15 protein-coding genes, 1 tRNA gene and 1 other annotated feature are annotated in these 17,652 nt (G+C 46.8%); of the genes, 4 read left to right on the top strand and 12 right to left on the bottom strand.

Going from position 1 to position 17,652, the window contains the following annotated elements:
* Positions 1 to 6: 6 nt before the first annotated feature.
* Entirely contained in the window at positions 7 to 1,539 is a 1,533-nt protein-coding gene (locus EJE48_RS09840; protein WP_118580323.1) for a YifB family Mg chelatase-like AAA ATPase, read from the top strand.
* Between the two features lie 39 nt (positions 1,540 to 1,578).
* Positions 1,579 to 2,256, top strand: coding sequence for a YoaK family protein (locus tag EJE48_RS09835; RefSeq protein ID WP_016408457.1), 678 nt, complete (start codon positions 1,579 to 1,581; stop codon positions 2,254 to 2,256).
* Positions 2,257 to 2,336: 80 nt separating this feature from the next.
* Here the strand turns inward: EJE48_RS09835 and EJE48_RS09830 are convergent, their stop codons facing one another.
* From EJE48_RS09830 to EJE48_RS09810, 5 genes are all read right to left on the bottom strand, one after another.
* Positions 2,337 to 3,551 (bottom strand): MalY/PatB family protein, encoded by a 1,215-nt coding sequence (locus EJE48_RS09830; protein WP_118578733.1) that lies wholly within the window; start codon positions 3,549 to 3,551, stop codon positions 2,337 to 2,339.
* Between the two features lie 125 nt (positions 3,552 to 3,676).
* Positions 3,677 to 4,210 carry an LOG family protein gene (locus tag EJE48_RS09825; RefSeq protein ID WP_118578735.1) on the bottom strand — a complete coding sequence of 178 codons (534 nt, stop codon included), beginning with the start codon at positions 4,208 to 4,210 and terminating at the stop codon, positions 3,677 to 3,679.
* Positions 4,211 to 4,289: 79 nt separating this feature from the next.
* Complete coding sequence (locus EJE48_RS09820; protein ID WP_118578737.1) at positions 4,290 to 5,423, bottom strand: C40 family peptidase; 1,134 nt, start codon at positions 5,421 to 5,423, stop codon at positions 4,290 to 4,292.
* A gap of 181 nt (positions 5,424 to 5,604) precedes the next feature.
* Entirely contained in the window at positions 5,605 to 6,729 is a 1,125-nt protein-coding gene (locus EJE48_RS09815) for an aminopeptidase (RefSeq protein WP_118578739.1), read from the bottom strand.
* A 63-nt stretch (positions 6,730 to 6,792) separates the two neighbouring features.
* On the bottom strand, positions 6,793 to 7,323 hold the full coding sequence (locus EJE48_RS09810) for a cysteine hydrolase family protein (RefSeq protein WP_118578741.1): 531 nt from the start codon (positions 7,321 to 7,323) through the stop codon (positions 6,793 to 6,795).
* A gap of 237 nt (positions 7,324 to 7,560) precedes the next feature.
* Positions 7,561 to 7,762, top strand: a binding site (T-box leader).
* 68 nt (positions 7,763 to 7,830) lie between these two features.
* On the opposite strand from EJE48_RS09810, the gene proS reads away from it, so the two are divergent.
* Positions 7,831 to 9,267, top strand: coding sequence for a proline--tRNA ligase (gene proS, locus EJE48_RS09805; protein WP_118578743.1), 1,437 nt, complete (start codon positions 7,831 to 7,833; stop codon positions 9,265 to 9,267).
* 89 nt (positions 9,268 to 9,356) lie between these two features.
* Here proS and EJE48_RS09800 read toward each other — a convergent pair whose 3' ends face one another.
* From EJE48_RS09800 to EJE48_RS09780, 5 genes are all read right to left on the bottom strand, one after another.
* Positions 9,357 to 10,241 carry a DMT family transporter gene (locus tag EJE48_RS09800; RefSeq protein ID WP_160117350.1) on the bottom strand — a complete coding sequence of 295 codons (885 nt, stop codon included), beginning with the start codon at positions 10,239 to 10,241 and terminating at the stop codon, positions 9,357 to 9,359.
* 92 nt (positions 10,242 to 10,333) lie between these two features.
* Positions 10,334 to 11,203, bottom strand: a complete 870-nt coding sequence (locus tag EJE48_RS09795) for a DMT family transporter (protein WP_118578747.1) — start codon at positions 11,201 to 11,203, stop codon at positions 10,334 to 10,336.
* A gap of 150 nt (positions 11,204 to 11,353) precedes the next feature.
* Positions 11,354 to 11,426 (bottom strand) — tRNA-Thr (locus tag EJE48_RS09790).
* Between the two features lie 167 nt (positions 11,427 to 11,593).
* Positions 11,594 to 12,109, bottom strand: coding sequence for a peptidylprolyl isomerase (locus EJE48_RS09785; protein ID WP_016408467.1), 516 nt, complete (start codon positions 12,107 to 12,109; stop codon positions 11,594 to 11,596).
* Positions 12,110 to 12,184: 75 nt separating this feature from the next.
* Positions 12,185 to 13,015: a metallophosphoesterase gene (locus tag EJE48_RS09780; RefSeq protein ID WP_243108020.1), complete on the bottom strand. Its 831-nt coding sequence runs from the start codon at positions 13,013 to 13,015 to the stop codon at positions 12,185 to 12,187.
* A 158-nt stretch (positions 13,016 to 13,173) separates the two neighbouring features.
* On the opposite strand from EJE48_RS09780, the gene EJE48_RS09775 reads away from it, so the two are divergent.
* On the top strand, positions 13,174 to 14,376 hold the full coding sequence (locus EJE48_RS09775) for a DNA polymerase Y family protein (RefSeq protein WP_016408469.1): 1,203 nt from the start codon (positions 13,174 to 13,176) through the stop codon (positions 14,374 to 14,376).
* A 27-nt stretch (positions 14,377 to 14,403) separates the two neighbouring features.
* Here the strand turns inward: EJE48_RS09775 and holA are convergent, their stop codons facing one another.
* Both holA and EJE48_RS09765 read right to left on the bottom strand, forming a co-directional pair.
* Positions 14,404 to 15,399, bottom strand: coding sequence for a DNA polymerase III subunit delta (gene holA / locus EJE48_RS09770; protein ID WP_016408470.1), 996 nt, complete (start codon positions 15,397 to 15,399; stop codon positions 14,404 to 14,406).
* Positions 15,365 to 17,641, bottom strand: a complete 2,277-nt coding sequence (locus EJE48_RS09765) for a DNA internalization-related competence protein ComEC/Rec2 (protein ID WP_279221714.1) — start codon at positions 17,639 to 17,641, stop codon at positions 15,365 to 15,367. The genes holA and EJE48_RS09765 overlap by 35 nt, the downstream gene beginning before the upstream one ends.
* Between the last annotated feature and the right edge of the window lie 11 nt (positions 17,642 to 17,652).

Here is a 17,652-nt window from a genome sequence, read left to right as displayed (position 1 = left end):
TTCGAAATGCTTTCCATTATAAAATCAGCTGCACTCCTTGGCATCGACAGCTATCCTGTCGAGGTTGAGGTAGACCTGAGCAACGGTCTGCCCGCCTTTGATATTGTCGGTCTGCCCGATTCCGCAGTGAAGGAATCGCGTGAGCGTGTACGTACCGCTATCCGCAATGCAGGCTTTTCCTTTCCCGTCAAGCGCATTACTGTCAATCTTGCTCCTGCCGATACAAAGAAGGAAGGGGCTGCCTTTGATTTACCCATCGCACTGGGGATTCTTTCTGCCTGCAATCTTTTTTCCGCAGAAAAAACAGAGGATGCCCTCATTACAGGGGAGCTTTCTCTGGATGGGTCTGTGCGCCCTGTCAACGGCGTTCTGCCCATGCTGTATGATGCCCTGCGCCGCGGCATTTCCGTTTCCTTTGTTCCCTTTGAAAATGCAGAAGAAGCGGCTCTGGTAGAAGGAATGACAGTCTATCCCGTTCATTCCGTGAAGGAGATTGTCGCACACCTTTCGGGCGGCACGCAGATTGCACCCTATCATAAGGAAGGTAATGCCTTTTCTCTTACCCAAACGGATACACCTGATTTGGATTTTTCTCATGTAAAGGGGCAGGAAAACGCCAAGCGCGCCATGGAAATCGCTGCGGCAGGCGGACATAACATCCTTCTCATCGGGCCGCCGGGCTCAGGGAAAACCATGCTCGCCAAGCGTCTGCCTACTATTCTGCCCGATTTAAGCTTCGAGGAAAGCATTGAAATCACAAAGATTTACAGCGTAGCAGGACTTCTGAAGGAGAAAAATTCTTTGGTCAGAACAAGGCCCTTCCGCTCTCCCCATCATACCATTTCCGCCTCTGCATTGACTGGCGGCGGCAGAATTCCGCGTCCGGGCGAAATTTCTCTGGCGCATCACGGGGTACTGTTTTTAGATGAGCTGCCTGAATTTCAGCGCAATGCGCTTGAGGTTATGCGCCAGCCTCTGGAGGACGGCAAGGTCACGATTGCGCGCGTCAACGGCACACTGACCTTTCCATCCGATTTTATGCTTGCGGCAGCGATGAACCCCTGCCCCTGCGGCTATCTGGGCAACAGTGAGAAATGCCATTGCTCTGCGAATGAAATCATGAAATACCACAGAAAAATCAGTGGCCCTCTTTTGGATCGTATTGATTTAATGGTAGAAATGCCACCCGTTGCGTATGAGGAGCTAGACAGCACTATCCCTGCGGAATCCTCCGCCACCATTAAGGAGCGTGTTGTCTGCGCACATAAAATTCAGCTGGAGCGCTTCCGGAACGAAGGCATTTTCTTTAATGCGCAGATGAACGCGGCACAGATTGAAAAATACTGCGCTTTGCGCGAAGAGGATAAGGAACTGCTGCGTACCGCCTTCGCAAGAATGGAATTAAGCGCACGCGCCTACCATAAAATCCTTAAGCTGGCGCGCACTGCCGCTGACCTTTCGGGTGATGCGCAGATTACACGAAAGCATCTGCTTGAGGTGCTGCAGTATCGCTCTCTGGACAGAAAATATTTATTATAAAATTCTGATTTCGACTTAAATGAGTGAGGTAATTTACAAATGATGATTTATTCTAAACGACAAATGTCTGATACTTTTCTGATTGCTGTCCTGCTTGCTGTGGTTGGCGGTTCTCTGGATGCCTATAGCTATGTAGCAAGAGGACATGTTTTCGCCAACGCGCAGACGGGGAATATCGTCCTGTTCGGTCTGCATTTGGCAGATGGCGAATGGATGCAGGCAGGAACGTATATTATCCCTGTGCTTGCCTTTGTGCTGGGTATCTTCATTGATGAATGGATAAAAAAATTCATCTCCCCCCTGCCGAAGGTACACTGGCGGCAGATTGTATTGCTCTTTGAAATTGCGATGCTTTCAATCGTAGCGTGGCTCCCCTTTGGAGAAAGGCATGATATAGTTGCAAACGTGTTGGTTTCCTTTGTCTGCTCCATGCAGGTGCAAAGCTTTCGTAAGGTGCATGGCTTGCCCTACGCCTCCACAATGTGTACGGGCAATCTCCGCAGCGGTACAGAGCTATTGTTTCGTTTCGTGCAGAGCGGCGATAAGGAACTGCGCTATAAAAGCCTGCATTATTACGGCGTGATTTTCTTCTTCATCCTCGGTGCAGGCTGTGGTGCGCTTGTCACACAGCATTTTGGCAGCACCACTATCGTCTATTGCAATATTCTCCTGCTTCTGACCTGTGCACTGCTTTCCATTGAGCATGTAGAGGAATAAGAAATCAGATAAACCGGATAAACCAAAAAGACCTTACCCATTCGTGAAAATGAGCAAGGTCTTTTTATTATGTATTTTGATTATTTATTATGCTTTTCAATCGCTTCTGTCATGCGTTCCAGTCCTGTTTTAATGATGCTGCGCGGCATTGCAAGGTTCAGACGAACATACCCTTCCGCATTGCCGACGAACAAATCATTGCCGCCTTCCAGCAAAACGCCTGCGTTATTTGCAAAGAATCCGGGCAGATCCACAACATCCGGCAGGCAGCCCTTCAGATTCACCCAGGCAAGATAGGTTGCTTCGGGAACAGAGAACACCGCCGCAGGCAGATGCTCCGCCAGATATTCCTTTACAAATATAAAGTTTTCATCCAAATACGTCTTAAATTCCGCAAGCCATTCATCGCATTTCTCATACGCCGCCTGATGTGCAGCAACGGAAAGCGGATTAACAAAGCCTACGATTTTATCCCGTTTGCAGAAAATCTTCCGCAGCTGTGCATCTCGAATGATGATATCAGAGAACATCAGCCCTGCCATATTGAAGGTCTTGCTAGCAGACATGCAAGTAATCAGCTTGCCGTAAGCGGGCATAACCTTCCCCATAGGAATATGCTTTCTGCCGTTTCTGATGATATCGCAGTGGATTTCATCAGAAATAAGCCAGAGATTATGCTTCTCCACGATTTCCGCTACCCGCTTCAATTCTTCCTCTGTCCACATTCTGCCGGAGGGGTTATGGGGGTTGCACCAGAGCACCAGCTTCACCAGAGGGTCTGCCGCTTTTTTGGCAAAATCATCAAAATCAATCATAAAGTAGCCGTTTTTATCAATCTTCAAATCGGAGCAGACATATTCCACACAGTTATATTCTGCGGCATGCTGAAAATAGCCATACGCAGGTGCAACCATTAGAACCTTTTCATTCTTTGTCAGCAAAGATTCCAGAAGCTGATACAGCGCAGGAATAATCCCTGGAGAAAAGGTCAGTTCTTCCTTCGGGAAGTCCCAATCGTACATCTTTCTGCACCATGCGGAAAATGCCTGATAGTAATCATCACTGTAAACACAGCTATAGCCGAAAATACGCTTCTCTACCCTTTTCTTAATGGCTTCACAGATTTCGGGAGGTGTCGCAAATTCCATATCCGCAACCCACATTCTGACAAATTCATCATCCGCATAGGGAAATTTCATTTCAGGGCCTGCATGGAAAATATAGCCACGAAAGCCGTCCGTATTGAGCGCATTCGTATTTCTTCTGTCGATAATTTCATCAAAATTGTACTTCATGTAACCACTCCTTTGTATCTGTTTTCCTCTGTCGCCGTCAGCATTTCTGCCTGTTCAAAGTATAAAGGAAAATTTTCCGCAAAGCAATTAATTCTTAGCATTTTTATAGATTTTCTATGAACCGCTTATTTCCCAAGTATGTCTTTAATTTCTTCCAGCGTTTCCGCAAAAAAGATGCCCTTTTGCCGTTCCGCAGAGGAAAGCCCCTTTTCAATCATAAGAGAGAGCAGATGCTTCAGATCATCGTAGTATCCATTCAGATTATACAGAATACAGGGTGCATTCAACTGATTCAGGGCAACCTTGCTTATAATTTCAGAAATTTCCTCCAGCGTGCCTGTGCCGCCCGGAAATGCAATAAACGCATCCCCAAGGGCAATCATTTTCGCCTTCCGTTCGGACATATCCTTTGTAACAATCAATTCTGTCAGCCCATTGTACTGGAAGCCTGCATCCATGAAAAACTGCGGTTCTACGCCTGTTACTTTGCCGCCGGCTTCAAGGTCAGCCTTTGCAAGCTCACCCATCAGCCCTGTTTTCGAGCCGCCATATACCAGTGCATTGCCGCTTTCACCAACCCAATGCCCCAATGCCTGCACTGCCTCACGCAGACGGTTGTCATTGCCTTCATTTGCTCCAAGGTATACAGTAATATTCATTCTTATTCTCCTTCTTCCTCAAAAAAAGTAACACAAAAAAGAACCAACCGATTCTTCGGTCAGTCCTTTTGATTTTTCATTAAAAAATTCGTCTTGCTGTTACATATGTATTTGCGCTGTAGCCGCTGTTCAGATTTGTTACGGTAACACCGTTGCCCTTTCCATCCGTTGAATGAACGTATGTACCGTCACCGCAATAAATGCCGACATGGCTGATACTGCTGTTTCCACCTGTATTAAAAAATACCAAATCGCCTGCCTGCAGATTCGCCTTGGAAACCTCTACGCCGTTGCTCGTCATAGATGCAGAAGAACGACTCAATGTGATGCCGAAATTTTTATAAACAGCGTATACAAAGCCGGAGCAATCTACGCCTGTGTTCAGATTCGTGCCGCCCCATACATAAGGCGTACCGATGAACTGCTTGCCGTATGCAACCACCGCAGCACCCTTTGCAGATGCTGTATTGCTTGTAGTGTTATCAGGCTTTTCGCCTGTTTTCACAGTCAGGTAATCTGCGGAAACATATCCCTTCTGCCCTGCATCTGTCACAATGCTGACCCAATCCTGTCCAGCACGTTCCACATCAACAATCGTACCGGAAGGAAGAACCGTCAGCACCTCTGCACTTGTGGATGCTTCCTTGCGCAGCTTCAAGCCGGAGCCTGCTGTTACCACGCCGTAGGTATCCTCTGCTTTTGTTGTTGCGCTTACAGGTGCAGCTGTGGTTTCGTTGCTTACCTTGGAAACATACTGCAGCAGATTGCCGGAAACATAATCCTTGCTGACATAAGCAGAACCGCCGTTATAGGAAACACGATACCAATCGTCATTCTGCCCTGTTACGGTGACTGCTTCCCCGCTGCTGAATTTTTTCAGAGAATTGGAGGCTGTAGTTGCTTTTTCTCTCAGGTTAACACCGGAGCCGGTAATGCTGCCATCTGCCTTTGTTACGGAGAAATAATCTGCGAAAACATAGCCGGTTGCACCGTTATAGGAAATCTTAAACCAGTTATCAACCTTATCCAGAACAGTATATTCTGTACCCTTGTTAATTTTACCTAACACATTTGCACCTGTACTTGCCCCTGCGCGGACATTTACATTTGTACCGGAAGCCTGTCCCACGTTTGCCGCGAACGCAGTTACGGTACTCAGCACAACAAGTGCAGCTGTGACACAAAGCTGTTTCATTACTTTATTTAAACCCATTGGAATCTCCTCCAAACCATTTTCCGTCGCAATTGTTACAAATCTATTACATTCAGTATAAAAAAAAGTAATAAATATGTCAATAGTTTTCTGTCGACAGAACCTGTATTTTCTGATTTTTCCGAAGGAAAAGGCTACAGAAAATACTCATTTTCCGTAACCTTTCGGTATTCCCTCTTTCTTAGGATTTCTTTAAGATTTCTTCTTTGAATTTTCCGTTTTCATAGAAAAGCTCACCATCGGCATAGATTTTACCTTCCTTTGTCATGTCATTGATCATGTCCCAATGGATAGCAGATTCGTTTTTGCCGCCTGCCTCCCGAAAGGCTTCGCCAATCGCCATGTGCATGGAACCGCCGATTTTTTCATCAAACAGGATATTTTTCGTGTGCCGCTGAATCCCGTAATTCGTGCCGATGGCAACCTCGCCGAAATAACGGGAGCCTGCATCGGTGTCCACATAGGACAGCAGGGTGTCCAACATTTCTTCATTTTTGCAGGAAACATCCACAATGCGTCCCTTTTCTACCGTCAGGCGTACCTCGTAAAATTCATTCCCATTCATGATGGCGGGATAGGAAAAGGTGATATAGCCGTTAATCCCATCCTCCACAGGAGAGGTAAAAATTTCACCGTCAGGGAAATTGGCATCCCCGCAGCAGTTAATCCATTTTCTGCCTGCCACGTTCACGAAAATATCTGTATCCTTAGAAAGAATATGCAGTTCCTTCTTTCCATCCAGATAGCTTGCCCATTTTTCCTGCCATGCCGCCATTTCCTGCCATTTTGCAACAGGATCTTCCTCGTAAAGATAGCCTGCGGTGTAAACGAAATCCTCATATTCCTCCAGGCTCATGCCTGCATTTTGGGCATCCCCGTTGGTCGGGAACTGTGTGCCGCACCAGCGCAGCTCACCCGTTCCCATGCGTTCGGAATAAATCTTGCGGTTGTCCTTATTCGCCAGACGCTTCTGTTTCAGTCGCTCCGCTTCGATGGACTGCATGGTCTTTGTGTTTTCGCTGCCCCATGCGCTGATCCAGACATCGCTTTTTGCGCAGGCACCAAAACGAATATTTTCTCTGGCATATTGCTCCTCTGTCCCATTTTTCAGAAGCTCCGCATCCACATCGGGAACGTCAATATAATATTCCACCAGCGCGCCCGCTTTCACTGCCGCCCTTGCGACTGCCTTGATAAACGGCAATGCCGCATCCTCCGCGGAAATAGCAACGCGGTCGCCTTTTTTCACCTTTGTTGAATAATTTACCAGCACATCTGCCAGCTTTTCTAATCTTTCGTCCTTCATACCCTCACGTCCTTACAAAAAAATTCCTATAAAAAAGATTCTCTTTCTGCAAAAAGGTGCTTTTTACCGCACATGAATCTGACACATCTGCATGGTCTGCAATGCCGCCGCATGGCTTTCGGGTCTTACCCCTGCACAGCAGGATGCGTCCACGCTGATTTTCACCTCAGGCAGTCTTGCCTTTAAAATCAGCGCATTAGAAACCACGCAGATATCGGTGCAAAGACCGATAATCTCAATTTCACATTCTTCCGCAGGCAGTCCTGCAAATTCCATGACCATCATATCTGCCAGCTCCCAAGAGCCGAAGGATGGCTTATTCATCACAACGGCATTGCCCAGAGCCGCCTGTACCTTTTTATTCAACTGCCAGCCGTATGTGCCTTCGATACAATGCACAATGGGAAGGTTTTCACCCTCCTGCGTTTGCAAATAATTATCCTGATGGGTGTCTCTGGTTGCATACACGCAATCCTTGGTGTAGGTGTTGATTTTTGCAACCACATTGTCTACAATCGCCTCCGCCTCAGGTGTGCCGAGAGAGCCGTCAATAAAGTCATTCTGCATATCCACAACAATCAAAATTTTTTTCATTTTTCTTTATCCTTTCCCTTTTTTCGGGTTATTTTTCTGATATAGATGTATCATACCACAGGGAAATTCTACTTTCAAGTAAAGTCATGTATCTAATCTTTTTCTATCTTTTCTAATCTGTTTCCTCGTTTCCATCATATCTATCTTGCAGTCCTCTAACAAAATCCGAAAGAAATTCTTAAGAAATTTCCCTTTCTCCTTGACACAGCCTGCTTTTTCGGGGTATCATAGAAACCGTGAAAAACAATGACAGGGAATAGTAAAAAAGCCTCCTTGCCCCCAGAAAACAGGCGGTTGATGTGAGCCTCGGCAAGCCTTTTTGAACCTGCCCCTTGAGTTCCGCAGGGAAAATGCGGCGTAAGTGCGGCGTTAACGGCTTTGAGAGGATGCGTTTTTGCATCAATAAGGGTGGCACCGCCGAATGACCTTGGTCCCTTTTCAGAGGGATGAAGGCTTTTTTTATTTTCAGAAATTCTCTGTACAGAAAAGTTTTAAGGAGGAAATCAAATGGCAAAAGAAAAGAAATTTGTAGAATCCATCACCGATATGGAAGTGGATTTTCCCCAGTGGTATACCGACGTTGTTAAAAAAGCGGACTTAACGGCATATTCCAGCTTGAAGGGCTGCATGATCATCCGCCCTTATGGCTATGCCATCTGGGAGCTGCTGCAAAGACAGCTGGATGACCGTTTCAAAGAAACAGGCGTGGAAAATGTATACATGCCCATGTTCATTCCCGAAAGCCTGCTGCAGAAGGAAAAGGACCATGTAGAAGGCTTTGCGCCCGAGGTTGCATGGGTAACCCACGGCGGCGAAAAGAAGCTGGAGGAACGCATTTGTGTCCGTCCCACTTCCGAAACCCTGTTCTGCGAGCATTATGCAAACATCGTGCAGTCCTACAGAGACCTGCCCAAGCTGTATAATCAGTGGTGCTCCGTTGTTCGTTGGGAAAAAACAACACGTCCCTTCCTGAGAACCATGGAATTTTTGTGGCAGGAGGGTCATACCGCACACGCAACCGCAGAGGAGGCACAGGAAAGAACCATCCAGATGCTGAATATTTATGCGGATTTCTGCCGTGATGTACTGGCAATCCCCGTTATAAAGGGCGAAAAAACAGAAAAGGAACGCTTTGCAGGTGCAGCACACACCTTTACCATTGAATCCCTGATGCATGATGGGAAGGCACTGCAGTCCGGCACGAGCCATAACTTCGGTGACGGCTTCGCGCATGCCTTTGGTATCCAGTATACCGATAAGGAAAACAAGCTCCAGTATGTACACCAGACAAGCTGGGGCATGACAACCCGTATGATTGGTGCTATCATCATGGTGCATGGTGACAACAGCGGTCTGGTTCTGCCCCCTCGTATCGCGCCCACACAGGTGATGATTGTTCCCATCGTGCAGAAAAAGGAAGGCGTACTGGAAAAAGCAGCTGAGCTGAAAAACAGACTGGCAAAGGTTTGTCGTGTAAAGCTGGATGATTCTGATAAATCCGCAGGCTGGAAGTTCTCCGAATATGAAATGAAGGGGATTCCCGTTCGTCTGGAAATCGGCCCCAAGGATATTGAACAGAATCAGTGTGTTCTGGCAAGACGAGATACCGGAGAAAAGATTTTCGTTTCTCTGGATGAGCTGGAAACAAGAGTTCCTGCCCTTCTGGATGAAATTCACGAAAATATGCTGAAAAAAGCAACCGAACACCGTGAATCCAGAACCTACGTTGCAAAAACAATGGATGAATTTGAAAAAATCATCAACGAAACACCCGGCTTCATTAAAGCAATGTGGTGCGGCGATCAGGCCTGTGAGGATGCCATCAAGGAAAGAACAGCAGCAACCAGCAGATGTATTCCTTTTGAACAGGAAGAAATCTCTGATGTCTGCGTATGCTGCGGCAAGCCTGCGAAGCACATGGTTTACTGGGGCAGAGCATACTAATCCCACAACAGAATAAAGCAAATTAAAAAAGGGTAAATCTTCAAATAAAAATGAGGATTTATCCTTTTCTTTCTTCATTCGCCTTTCGGTTATTCCTTCTTCTGCCCTTTCAGATTAAAAAGCAGCAGACCACAGATGATAATCGCGCCGCCGACAAAGGTTCCCATCCCCGGCACCTCATGCAGAAGCAGAAAACTCATCAGAGTGGACAGCAGCGGCGAAAGGAACATAAAGTTCGCCACCTCGCTTGTTTTTTCCGCATACGCCAGAGCCTTCGCCCAGAGGATACAGCCGACGGCATTAGAGATGATTGCGAGATACAGCAAGGCGAGAAAATGCTTCGGCTCCCCGGTTACCATCTCCCGAAAGCCCTGCATAGCAGAAAAGCAGAGCCACAGCGCTGCTCCAAGCATGCTGAAACAGGTGATTTGTGCGGAGGTATAGCCCATGGCAACCAGCTTTCTTGTCATAATGTTATAGCCTGCCCAGGAAGCGGCAGAAAGAAGCATCCAGAGCATTGCCACATCAATGGAAAACGTGCCATGGCTGTCCCAAAGCAGAAGAATCATAACACCTGAAAAAGCAATAAAAATTGAAATCCAACTTACCGGACCGATTTTTTCTCGGTACACCTTGGATGCAATTATTGCCGTCATAATCGGAGATGTAGCAACCAGAAGGCTGCACGTTGCGGAAGGCAATGTCTGCAAGCCGATATTCATTGCCACCGTATAAATCACATACCCAAGCGCCCCCGCAAGCAGGAATAACGGAATATGCTTTTTCTTCGGCAGTGCCATTCCTTGGAATTTCCCGATGAACAGCATGAAGCTCCCCGCAATGAAGCTGCGAAGAAACGCCAGCGGCACAACCGTAAAATGTGTCTGCGCAATTTTTGTCAGCGGATATGCCGAAGCCCAAAGGAATATGGTAAATAGGCTGTACCCGATGACCTTTTTCTTTTGTATTGTCAAAGCTGTCCCCTTCTTTCTCTTTAGACACGATACACCATTTTTCGCAAAAATGCAAACAAAAAAAGAGAGGGACATCTAAGCCCCTCTTAAAATCATTTCCCTTTCAGGTTAAAGACTACGATACTGATAATAATAATCGCGCCGCCGATAAATGTGCCTGCATTTGGCACCTCATGCAGAATGATAAAACCCATGATGGTGGAAAGCAATGGTGTCACAAACATGAAGTTTGTTACCTCACTGGTGCGTTCCGCGTAGCTCATTGCCTTGCCCCATGTAAAATATGCCGTTGCGGAGGGCAAAGCCCCCAGATAAATCAGTGCAATGATGTGGCTCACGCTTGCACCTGCCAGCTGATGCAGTCCATCCCCCGCCCAGAAGCCAAGCAGAATGGCACCGCAAATCATGCTGTAGGTTACGATTTCTAAGGCATTATAGCCCATTGCAGAAAGCTTCCTTGTCATGATATTATAGCCGCAGAATACGATTGCCGCACCGACTGTCCAGATAAGACCGATATTGATGGAAAATACGCCTTCCCACAAAAGCAGAATCAGCACACCGATAAATGCAGCCGCGATTGCCGCCCAGCCGATGGGTTTGATTTTCTCTTTATATAGATGGGATGCTACGATTGCAGTCAGAATCGGGGTTACCGCAATGATAATACTGGAGGTTGCGGAGGTCAGTGTCAGAATACCTGTGTTAAAGGTAATCATATAGCCCGTAAAGCCAAGACCGCCGGATACAAAGAACAAAGGAATGTGCTTTTTCTGCGGCAGGCGAATGTGACAGCATTTCCCTATGATAATCAGAAAAATTGCTGCGACCGTACAGCGCAGAAAACCCAGAGGAATGGACGTAAACTGCTGCTGTGCCACCTTCGTCAACGGAAAAGCAGATGCCCAGAGAAAAACACTCAGAAAACTCAAACCAAATACCTTTTTCTTTTCACTCGTCATTTGTATTACCTCCAAAATTATAAAGTAAAATGCGGAAAGTCTTTATTTTGTTCATTATATCAAACAAATGTAAATAATACAATGCCGAATTATATATTTTCAAAAAAACATTTTACAATAAAAAACACCCGAAAATCTTCGGGTGCGAGAAGCTGATAGCGGGACTCGAACCCGCGACCTATTGATTACGAATCAATTGCTCTACCAACTGAGCCATATCAGCGTGACTGAATGATATTATAGTATACTTTTATAAAAAAATCAAGTTTTTCCTAAAATTTCTATCCGACAAAAATTTTATTACTGTTTTTATTACTATATTTATGAAATGATAAAAAAAACGAACCGATTTCCAAAGGAGTTCGATTCGTTTTTGTTTTCTTTTTTTAATTACATTTTTTCGGGTTCGGGATAATCCACGCCAAAGGTATCTACGGTTACCTTCACCATAACCTGATCCTCCAGAGGCTTGTCCTGTCTGTTTGTTTTTGTTTCGGCAATACGGTTTACTACATCCATCCCTTCAATCACCTTACCGAATGCAGCATACTGCCCATCCAGATGTGGAGAGGTTTCATGCATGATAAAGAACTGAGAGCCTGCGCTGTGAGGGTGCATTGCTCTTGCCATAGAAAGTACGCCGGGGGTATGCTTCAGGTCATTTTTGAAGCCTGCCATGCTAAATTCGCCTGCGATATGATAGCCGGGGCCGCCCATGCCTGTCCCCTCAGGGCAGCCACCCTGAATCATAAAGCCGGGAATCACTCTATGGAAAATTTTGCCGTCATAAAAGCCTTTTTTCACCAGAGAGATGAAATTATTGACTGTATTGGGTGCAATTTCCGGATACAGCTCAGCCTTGATGATGCCGCCGTCCTTCATTTCAAATGTTACGATAGGATTCATACGATTTCTTCCTTTCTGAATTTAAGTTATCTTTATTTTAACAAAAAAGCCTCCGCCGTACAAGTCCCTCTGCGGTTATTTTCCCTCTTGCCGCAGTGTTACCTCAATCAGCTCAGGACGGTTGAAAATACGGAAAGGAAAGCTGCTGTTGCCTAAGCCGCGGCTGACAATCATAACCGTTCCGTCCTTTTCGTGCATTCCTTCTGTATATTTCGGGAAAAAGCCCTGATGCGGCGCAAAAATCCCCTGTCTGAAGAAGGGAATCACAATCTGTCCGCCATGCGCGTGCCCTGTAAAGACCAGATCCAATCCTTCATGTACATAGGTTTCAAATAATTCCGGTCGGTGGGAAAGCAGAATATTAAAGCTGTCCTCCTGCCCTGCCATCAGGCTATGCAGAAGCAAATCATAATGCCGATTCGCCTTTTTATCTGCCAGACCGAGCAGTGTTATCGTATCTCCATTTCGCTCGATAACAGATTTTCCGTTATTCAGCACCGTAACCCCGGCCTCGACCAATGCTTCCTCCAGAATTTCCCATTCGCCGCTCTGATGCTCATGGTTGCCGCTGACAAAATACACGGGCGCGTAGGTCACCAGTGCGTGAATGAATTCCATTGCACCGTCTACGTCTGTTCTGTTCTCATGCCTATCTACAAGATCTCCGGAAATCACAATAATATCCGGACAGCTTTGTTCGATTTTACGCAGGAGCGGCTCCTGTCTCCTCCCGAATACCTTATTCTGCAAATCCGCAATCTGCAAAATTTTATAGCCGTCGAAGCCGGCAGGAATCTCCCCTCGGTATGTCATTTTTGTCAGAATCAATCCATTATTCTGCCAATAAAGAAATGCCCCTAAGAGAAGCCCTCCACAAATACAGCCCAGGGTTCTTTTTTTCATCATACTGCTTCACCCTTTCGTTTTTCTTTACATTATAAAGGCAACTACGGCGGCTTTCAAGAAATACCGAAACGAAAAAATTTCTTTCTTCGTTGAAAAATGACAAAAAAAGTGGTATGCTATCAGAAAGTATGTTCGTATTTTAGGAAAGGAGGGTTCTCATGACCAGAATTATTTTTCATATTGATGTCAACAGTGCATATCTCAGTTGGACTGCCATTTCCCTTCTGAAAAAGGGAGAACCGACCGATTTACGCACCATTCCCTCCATCATTGGCGGGAGTATAGAGGATCGTCACGGCATTGTTCTGGCAAAATCTACCCCCGCGAAAAAACACGGCATTGTGACAGGTGAGCCGATTATACAGGCAATGCAGAAATGTCCGAATCTGATTGCCTATCCACCCGATTTTGCGCTGTATTCCAAATGCTCTCGTGCCATGTTCGATATTCTTTCGGAATATTCTGACCGAATTGAGCCATTCAGCATAGATGAAGGATTTCTGGATTATACAGGAATGGAAGCTCTGTTTGGGCCTCCAATCGAAGCCGCAAAAGCCATTCAGAAGCGCATCCTTGCAGAGCTTGGCTTTACCGTCAATATCGGCATCAGCACCAATAAGCTTTTGGCGAAAATGGCAGGCGAATTGGAAAAACCGAATAAGTGCATCACCCTTTTCCCCGAGGAAATTGAAACAAAATTTTGGCCCTTACCGATTGAGGATTTGTTCATGGTCGGGCGGCGCACCGCTCCGCGTTTGCGAAAAATGGGAATTCGCACAGTTGGCGAGCTTGCTGCGTATCCGCCATTGCTTTTGGAAAAGGAATTCAAAAGCTTTGGCAAGCTGCTTCACGCTTATGCAAATGGGATAGATGACAGCCCCGTTGCCCCCTCCGTTTCCGAAAGCAAATCTATTGGCAACAGCACCACAACCCCCTTTGATGTGACCGACCGCGAAGCTGCGTACAAAATTCTGTTGGCTTTATCGGAAACCGTTTCCATGCGTCTGCGGCAGGAAAAGCTTTGTGCAGAGGAAATCGCCGTTACGCTGAAAACCGCTAATTTTCAAGTTTATTCCCACCAGAAGCAGCTGCCAAATGCCATCGACTGCACCAATGCGGTTTATGCCGCCGCGGCGGAAATCTTTGATGAGGTCTGGAAGGGCGAACCTCTGCGGCTGTTGGGGGTGCGCGCGGGCAAGCTTTGTAAAGAGGATTGTATACAGCTTTCCCTTCTGGAGCAGGATTGGAGCAAACAAAAAAAGGCAGATGCCGCTATGGATGCCATCCGCAAAAAATACGGAAAAAACAGCATCTGCCGCTCTACCTTTCTGGGCGAAAAAAATACATTTCAAAAGGAATAAATGACAACCTGCTTTGGAATGATTCTGTTACGCCGCATATTTCATAATTAAAAGCTCTACCGCGGTTTCCTCTGCCGCCCTGCCCGATTTGATATCCAAATCCGCTTGCAGGCAATCTCTGACTGCCTGTTTCCAGCCTGCCACAGGGAAGCGTTTTGACTGCCGCTGATATTCCTTCACCGCAAATTCGCGCAGCTCCAGCCTTGCCGCAATCTGCTCCTGTGTCAGACCGTTCTGCGTCAGCAGCATCGTTTCCAGAATCAGACGAAATTGTCTGGTAATCAGCGAAAGCACCATATACGGGGATTCCTTCATGGAAAGCAGTGTGCGATAAATCTGAACCGCCCTTTCGGGATGCTTTTCCGCCACCGCCTTCACGAGGTCAAACACACGCGCCTCCAGAGAAACCGTACAGACCGCACGAATATCCTCCGCGCGGATTTCTGCCTTCTCTCCCTTATAGGCAATCAGCTTTTGCAGCTCGCCATCCAGGTTTTCCATATCATGATCCACTGTCTGCAAAAAGAGATTTAGTACGCCATCGCTCATCTGCATCCCGTTTGCTTTACAGCGCTGTTTTATCCATGTGCCTAAGTCCTTTTCTGCCTGTTTTTTGAACTCAACCGCCTGTCCGTTTTTGACAACCGCCTTATAAAGCGCATTGTTTTTTTCTACCTTTTCCTCAATGAAAAGCAGGCAGACCGTTTCGGGCAGATTAGAAAGAAAGGCTTTGAGCTTTTCACCCTCCTCTTTTCTGCCACCCTTCTGGAAAAAAGCACTGTTTCGCACGATGACCAGGCGTTTATCATTCAGAAACGGCAAGGTTTCCGCCGCATCCATGATTGCCGCCGCAGTTGCCCGTTTTTCCTCGAAGCTGTCCTCATTCATCATTTCCGCGCCATCGGGCAGAATTGCCTTGCGCAGTGCCGCTTCATATTCCCGAATGAGGTAGGTTTCTTCGCCGAAAAAGAGATAGCAACGGCTAAATTCATGATTTTTCCAGTTTTTCTTTAATGTTTTCATATAACGGTTTCCTTTCCGTCATGGTTTCTATGTTCATTGCACCGTCTTTCCCTATGGTCACAAGGATGGTTCCATCCTCATCCGTACGAAAAATTTCGGCACCCGTTTTTTGCAGACGTTCCATGGCTTCCTTATGCGGATGTCCGTATACATTGTTCGTACCGCAGGAAATGACCGCTGCCTTTGGCGATACCTTTTCCAGAAAAGCGGCATCCGAGCTGTATTTTGAGCCATGATGCGCCACCTTCAGCACATCCGCCGAAATATTCTGCTCCAAAAGCTGCTGTTCCTCCTCCGCGGTAATATCCCCCGTAAACAGCACCTTTGTATCACTATAGCTGTAGCGCAGCACCATAGAGCCTTGGTTTTCCTCTCCTGTCCCGGCAGAAGCTCCTGTCGGATATAAGCAAAGGAACTTATCCCCTAAAGAGGAATCACCTGTTTTTATAGTATACAATGGAATATTGTATTTTTCCACCATTTCTTTCAGCAAATCGGTCTGCTCATTTTCCGCAAAGGCATAATCAGAAAGATAGAGTCCCTTTGTGGGAAGGGTTTCCAGAACCTCAAGCAGACCCGTCATGTGGTCGCTGTCCGGGTGGGAAAGAAACGCACCGTCCAGTGCGGACACCCCAAGATATTCCAGATAGGGCAAAACAATGCGCTTGCCGACATTTTCACCAAAATCCTGCCCGAATTTCCCGCCGCCATCCACAAGATATGCCGCGCCATCGTATGTAGAAATCACCGCTGCATCGCCCTGTCCCACGTCCAGAAAGGCAATCGTATTTTCCTTACGGAACAGCGGATTTTCAAACACCGCACAGAACAGTGCCGCGCTCAGCATCGCCCCAACCTTCCAGCTGCCCTTTCTGCCGCCGTATTCCAGAACGAAAAACAGCAGGACATAGTACAGCACAATGGACAGGTAGGATGGACACCCAACGAGTACATACGCAAAGGGCAGACGAACCAGTGCTGTGCAGACAATTTTGAAAGCCCGCAAAATGGCATAGACACTCCCTGCCGCAAAGATGCCCACGGGCAGACAAACTGCACCAAGCAAGACACTCAGAAGTCCGAATCCCAGAAGCAAGCCGCTCAACGGCACAATCAGAAGATTCGCGAAAATGCCGACCAGAGAGACGGAAGAAAAATAATACGCCACCGCAGGATAGCTGAACAGAGATGCATAAAAGGAAACCAGCAGACTTTCCTTCAGCCAATCGAACTTACCCCTGTCCTTCTTTTTCTTCCGCTCCATTCTGCCTATACCAAACCAGATGCCGAATACTGTCAGAAACGAAAGCTGAAAGCCTGCATGAAACAGATACAGCGGCTGAAAAAGCAGAAGCAGGAACGCCGCAATCGCCATGGTATTCAGCGCATCCGGCAGGCGATAGAACGCTCTGCCCAGAAGCACAACCGTAATCATCAATGCTGCGCGATAGGAGGACGGGGAGGATTTGATAAAAAGCAGGAAGGCAAACACAGCAAAAATCGTCACAAGCGCGGAGGTGCGTTTGCTCCTTCCCAGAGCCTTTTCCAGAAAAAATGCCAGATACAGCGCCAATATGGACAAATGCAGCCCTGAAATGCAAAGCACATGCACGACACCTGCCTTGCTGTATAAAGTATAGCTTTCCTCAGGAATTTTTTCCTTATCCCCCGTCAGCACCGCCTGCATCAATCCGCTTTCCTCCGCAGGCAAAATTCTATCCAGAACCATCTGCACACCCGCTCTGGCTCGCGCAAGCCGAACGGAAAGAGAGGTATCCTGTCCCGTTACTTTGATTTTCTCCGGATAAAGCTTATACTCATAGCCCTTTGTCAGAAGATACAGCTGTTCATCATAGCCGCCGGGGTAGCTTTGCTTGGAAAACGGCACGATTTCACCCGAAAAAGCAACCCGCTCTCCCTCCTGAAAGCGTTCCTCTCCTACCCAGACGGCATAGACCTTGCAGGGCTTTTCCTGCTTTTCAAGACTACAGCGAAGGGTCAGCTTCTGATTGCCGGAGGTAGTTTCTCCTTCTTCCAGAATCACGCCCTCGCCTGTTACGGTTTTTGTCAAAAGGCTCTGCTCTGCCTGCCAATGCACCCCTGCTGAAAAGAATCCAAGCGGAACAAAGAACAGAAGCAGCAGATAAGCAGGCTTTTTCTTGTTTATCACAAAACGAAACATAAAAAAGAGCAGAAAAAGAAAAGAGACCAGACATATCACTTTCGATATGCCCAGTCTCATATATATTCCAC

It is taken from the genome of Anaerotignum faecicola (assembly GCF_003865035.1).
Classification (GTDB): domain Bacteria; phylum Bacillota; class Clostridia; order Lachnospirales; family Anaerotignaceae; genus Anaerotignum_A; species Anaerotignum_A faecicola.
This window is presented reverse-complemented; position numbering and strand designations above follow the sequence as displayed.